Raw genomic sequence first — 5,886 nt, forward strand, 5'->3', positions numbered from 1 at the left:
CGCAATTCTGAAGACTAGAATAGCCTGATTGACAACAACATTCCTATTCTCTATGAAGATGTGAAAGGCGTCATGTGGATCGGTACACGCGAGAGCGGCTTGAGCCGTTTCGATCCCGTTGCGCGCGAATTTCTAAATTTTTCTCATGCCCGCCATGATCCACGCAGCCTGAGCAGCAATGCCATCACGGCTATTCTTGAAGATCGCCTGGGCAACGTTTGGGTTGGGACGAGCGCCGGCTTGAACAAATTCGATCCCATCCGCAAGAACTTCACGCGCTATCAACGCGACCCGGCGAACCCGCAGAGCTTGAATGATAATCGCATTGAAGCGATTTACGAGGATCGCAGCGGTACGCTTTGGGTCGGTACGATTGCCGGCGGGCTAAACCGCTTCGATCCCCGCACGGGAAATTTTGACCATTTTGTTCCCAATCCCAAAGCCGCAGAAGTCAGCAAAGACAACCATCTCATGAGATTTTTTGAAGATCGCCAGGCGAACCTCTGGATCGAATCGATCTACAGGCAATATTTGTTCGACCGCAAGGCCAGGCGTTTTACGCTGATAGAACCGATCGCTCCGGGCGTCGTCAGTGGTTGGGCCAAGGGGCTTTTGGAAGATCGCAACGGAATCATCTGGGGCGCGCATTATGGCATATATAAACTCGACACCCAGGCGATAAAGTTTGTCAGATATCCCACAACACCCGGCCATCAACCGGCATTCGGCCAAAACACTCAGTCGCATACCGGTTTATATCTGGATAGAAACGGCATGATTTGGTACGGCACGCGTCATGGTTTGCACAAATTCGATCCCGAAAAAGAAAATTTTGCCGCGCATTATTACGAAAAGGATGGCCTGGTCAGCAACTTCATTTTGAAAATTCTCGGCGATGATGACGGACGTTTGTGGCTGCTGACCGATCGCGGCATTTCGATTTTTGACGAGCGAGCCGCCGCCGGCGAACAGTTCAAATCACTGACGCCGGCAGATGGCATTGTCAACGCTCCCACGACGACGAGCGACTTTACCTTCACGGCATTTGATACGTTCATCAAAACCCGCAACGGTGAGATTTGGTGGGGCGGCAACAATGGCGTGTATCGCTTCTATCCCAACGTCGAATCCACCAACCCGCATGCGCCGCCGGTGCTGCTGACGGGTTTCAAGAAGTTTAACGAAGCCGTCAAGCTCGACACGGCGATTGCCGAGATCAAAACCATTTCGCTCAATTACGATGAGAATTTTTTCTCTTTCACGTTTGCCGCGCTGGATTTCACCAACCCCAAGCAGAATCAGTATGCTTACAAACTGGAAGGCTTCGACCAGGATTGGATTCAGGCTGGCAGCCGCAACGAGGCCAGCTATACCAACGTGCCGCCGGGCGAGTACGTGTTCCGCGTTAAAGGCTCGAACAACGACGGCGTGTGGAACGAACAGGGCGCGGCGGTGAATGTGATGATTACGCCGGCGTTCTGGCAAACCTGGTGGTTTCGCCTCGCCCTGACGCTGGCGGCCATTGGCGTGGTTGCTGGGATGTACAAATACCGTGTCGCCAGGCTGCTGGAAGTCGAGCGCACCCGCCTGCACATCGCCCGCGATCTGCACGATGAGATCGGCAGCAGTCTGAGCAGCATCGCGCTTTCCAGCGAGCTGTTGCAGGGAAAATCCCAGCTCGATGAAAAAGGCAAAGACTTGATTCTGCGCATGGGCCGCACCGCGCGCCAGCTTGGCGAATCGGTAAACGAGCTGGTATGGGTTTGCAGCCCCGGCCACGACAGTTTGGACAGCCTGCTGCTGCACATGAAAGAAACCGCCGCCGACCTGCTTGCGCTCAAAGGCATCTCGCTCACCTGCCATTTCCCCGCTGAAAAACTGCAATACACCTTGTCTATGGAATTCCGCCGCCACCTGTTTTTGATCTACAAAGAGTTGCTGCACAATATCATCAAGCATTCGCGCGCCCGCCAGGTCGAAATCAGCCTGGAAAAGCGCGACGGCCACCTCAGCCTGATAGTCAAAGATGACGGCATCGGCTTCGATCCGGCGGCGGTGGATCATCGCGGCAACGGCTTGAATAACATGAAAGCACGGGCGGAGAAACTGGGCGGGCGCATCCACTTCAAATCCCACCCCGAGAATGGCACAGCGGCGGAGTTGACGGTGAAAATACCATAGTTGTGGTATGGATTTCCGCAAGTTTTGGGTGTATATAGCCTACGCCAGTTTTCAAACCAGTGAAAACCGCAGCTCTCAGGGCGGCTCGGCCTTCAACAGGAGCGAACAGAGAAAAAATCTCTGTTCGCTCCTGTTCAAAAAAAGTCAGAAATTTTTTCTAACTTTTGCTGCGCAATGGTTTATAGCAATGCCGCCATCCTGATTGTAAAAACTCTGGTGGAGTGGATCATGTGTTTTGTCAAATCAGTATCGGGGCTTGTATGAATGAGATGAAACATACCACACACAACGCGATAAACCTAAATCAAAAAAGAAAAAGCATCACGCAAAGCTTGTCCCATAGGGAACGCGCAAAGCTTCTTCTTTGCGATACCTTTGCGACTCTGCGCCTTTGCGTGAAAGTTTTTGTATTGCAAACCTCGAGATTGTAACAGATACAACCACCCGAGATTTGAGAAACTCCGTAGGAGTGAAATGTTTATAGCAATGCAGCGTTCCACAAATCCCCAATCCCGTAGGGATGAAATGTTTATAGCATAAGGCATTTGCTACAACCCTCAAACGGCGTAGGTGTGGCACAGCGGGTGGCTGGCATGTCACCCCGCTGGGGTTGGGCTGTTAGATACAATCATTCGACTATAAACATGTCACTCCTGACGGAGTTCAAGAATTCTGGTAACCTGAATTGCTATAAACATTCCACCCCTGACGGGGTTAGCCGGAATGCACAAGCGATCATATATAGTTTTTTAAAATGCACCACACCGCGGCTTGCGCCATCCTAATCCCGCGCCGGCTGTGACGAGGACCATCCAAAATGGAGGATCGACCCATGCCTCAGCAAACCGGACCAACCCGCCGCCGCCAACTCGGCCGGCACACTTTCGCAACGCTCACCTTGCTGCTGTTGTGCGCTCTTGCCCAACCCGCGGCCTCCCAAAATATTAATTTTTCCGGATTTACCAATTCCCCGCTAGGCAATGCCAATCTCAGCATCGACGTCAACGGCCGGCTGCTGGTCGAGAATCTCGGCAATTCCGGCAGCGACGGCGTGCTCGCCGCGCTGGGCACGGCGGATTACGGCCAGATCACCTTTGCCAGCATACCGCCCCTGACCGAAGCCTCGGAGCTGAAAATCTGCGCCAACGGCCAGGTGAACGGCGGCCCCGGCCAGACTTTCGCCTGCATCAGCGTTACCGGCACCGGCGTGGGCACCACCGCCAACGTCTTTGCCGATTTCAGCGTTCTGGGCGCCAGCAGCTTCACCCTGGAAATCTACAACGGCAGCAACCTGGTCTTCTCCGGCGCCATTAACCCGCAGGACAATATCGGCTTGCAGAATCCGCAGTGGCAGACCTTCCTGCCATTTATCCCGCTCGACGACGGCGCTGGCGGCATTGCCGCAGTCGTGACCCTGGCTGCCGCCGACCAGATCACCGAGCCTAACGGCAGCACGGTCACCGGCGACCGCATCGTGGTGAAAAGCAGCGATGCCACGGCCACGGTCGATTTCGTCAGCGCGATCGAAGCGCGCGCCGTGGACGATATCTCCGAGTTTACCATCGCCAACGAGAGCGTGGGCCTGTTCGGCTCCAGCCACAGCGGCCTGGGCCAGGCGCTGCTGGACGCTACCGGCGGCCAGCTCGCCGTCAGCAACCTCGGCGCCAGCGGCAATGACGGCGTGCTGCTCGACCTGACCGGCTATGTGGACCCGGACTATTTGGTGGAAACCGCGCCCATCAGCCTGCAAGCCGGCAGCGGCGCCGCCCTGCTGCTGGAGGGCAAAGGCACGGTGAACGGCGCGCCCGGCCAGACCTACGGAACGCTGGAGCTGCGCGATGGCGGCAGCACGTTCCTTGTCAGCCCGTGTTGGCTCCCCGTTGGCGCCAGCGGGGTGCAGGTGCAGGTGTTCAACCAGGGCGCGCTGGCCGGCACAGCCATGGTGCCCAACGAAGACGGCGGCGCGCTGGCGGGCACGGTTGGGCCAATCGAAGTGGTGCGCGCCGAGACCGGGACTGTCGACCCGGACATGATCGTCGGCTTTGCCGGGCTGGTGAGCTATTCGCCGCCGGCCACGGCGCTGGGCAAAATTTCGGGCAGCGCCGCCACAACCTCCGCCGCGCTGGTGGGAGACGAGATTCGCTTCAGCGCGGTAAGCCCCACGGCCACGGTGAGCAGCCTGTCGGCCTTTGAGATTCGCACGGCCAATATTCCGGCGTTTACGATCATTGGCGAAGGCAGCCGGGCAACGCCGCCGGCGTTTCCCTTCGCGCTGCTGGCCAACAACGAGATTTTGCTCAACGGTTTAGCCAACTCCGAAGGCGACCTGCACAGCAACAACGACATCGTCATCAAAAAGGGCACGAATAAAACCCTTCTCGGCAATCTGACGGCGGTGGATGACATCACCATCGACAAAAAGAACATTATCGACGGCGACGCCTCGGCCGGCAACAAAGTCAAGAATTCCGGCAAAATCACCGGCACAGTAACCGAGGACGCGGCCGTGGCCGTGCAGCCGCTGCCGGAGGTGAATTTTTCCGCGGGCGGCAAAGACATCCGGGTGAAAAAGGGAAAGACGCTGGCCCTGGCGCCGGATTCCTACGGCGAGGTGAAAGTGGAGAAAAACGGCGTGCTCGCGCTGGGCGCCGGCGAGTATTTCATGGAATCGCTGATTTTGGATAAACAGGCCGCGCTTGCCATCGACATCTCCGGCGGCGCGGTGAGCATCAACGTCGAAGACAAGCTGGAATTCGGCCAAAAAGCCAAAGTGGAAATCCTGGGCGGTAATGAGAATACCGGGCTGGTGACTTTCAATTTCGAGAAATCGCAGGCGGTGATTCTCGGCAAACAAGCCACCGTGCTGGGAACCATCATCGCCCCCAGGGCCAATGTGACGCTGGAAAACGGCGCGCGCTTCAAGGGCGCCATTATCGCCGAAGAGATCGAAGTCGAGAAAAACGCCGTTTTTCTGCACCACAGCTCGAGCACGCCGCTGCCCAAAACCGACCCGCCGGCGGAAGCAGAGGCCGGGGAGGAAATCGCGGAGTCGCCCGCGCTGCCCACGGCATTCGCCCTGTTGCAGAACTACCCGAATCCGTTCAACCCCTCGACGGTGATCGGTTTTCAACTGCCGGTTGCCAGCGAAGTGAGGTTGTCGATCTACAATATCAACGGCCAGCTTGTGAAGCGATTGGTGAACCGCGAGTTTGCCCCCGGCAGTCATGAGCTTGTCTGGGATGCCACGAACGCCCGCGGCGAACGGGTCTCGAGCGGCGTGTATTTGTATGTGCTGCGCGCCGGCAGCTTCACCGCCCAGCGAAAATTGCTGCTGATGCGGTGAAACTGACGATTCGCGCGCCGGCGATGCCTGATGAGCAAAAAAAGCAAAGATTTTTTAACACGGAGAAAACAGAGATTTTTTCTCTTTTTCAGACAAGCTGAAAACTGGAGCCCTGTGGGCAGCTTAAAAAGCTTTAGGCAAGATGATTTAACGGCAAAATTATTTCAAATCATTTTGCCCTTGAATTATTTTGCCATAAAACTTTCAGAATTTTATTCTGAGTTTGTGTGCCTTATGGCTTAAAAAGCTTTAGGCAAGATGATTTAACGGCAAAAATTATTTCAAATCATTTTGCCCTTGAATTATTTTACCATAAAACTTTCAGAATTTTATTCTGATTTTAAGGGCCTTATGGATTAAAT

At 55.5% G+C, this 5,886-nt stretch carries 2 protein-coding genes; both read left to right on the forward strand.

What is annotated here, in order from left to right:
• Window positions 1-72: 72 nt before the first annotated feature.
• Entirely contained in the window at window positions 73-2,181 is a 2,109-nt protein-coding gene (locus tag FBQ85_25550; protein MDL1878497.1) for a hypothetical protein, read from the forward strand.
• A gap of 817 nt (window positions 2,182-2,998) precedes the next feature.
• Window positions 2,999-5,524 (forward strand): T9SS type A sorting domain-containing protein, encoded by a 2,526-nt coding sequence (locus FBQ85_25555; GenBank protein MDL1878498.1) that lies wholly within the window; start codon window positions 2,999-3,001, stop codon window positions 5,522-5,524.
• The last annotated feature ends 362 nt before the right edge of the window (window positions 5,525-5,886 follow it).

The organism is Cytophagia bacterium CHB2 (genome assembly GCA_030263535.1).
In the GTDB taxonomy this organism is placed as follows: Bacteria; Zhuqueibacterota; Zhuqueibacteria; order Zhuqueibacterales; family Zhuqueibacteraceae; genus Coneutiohabitans.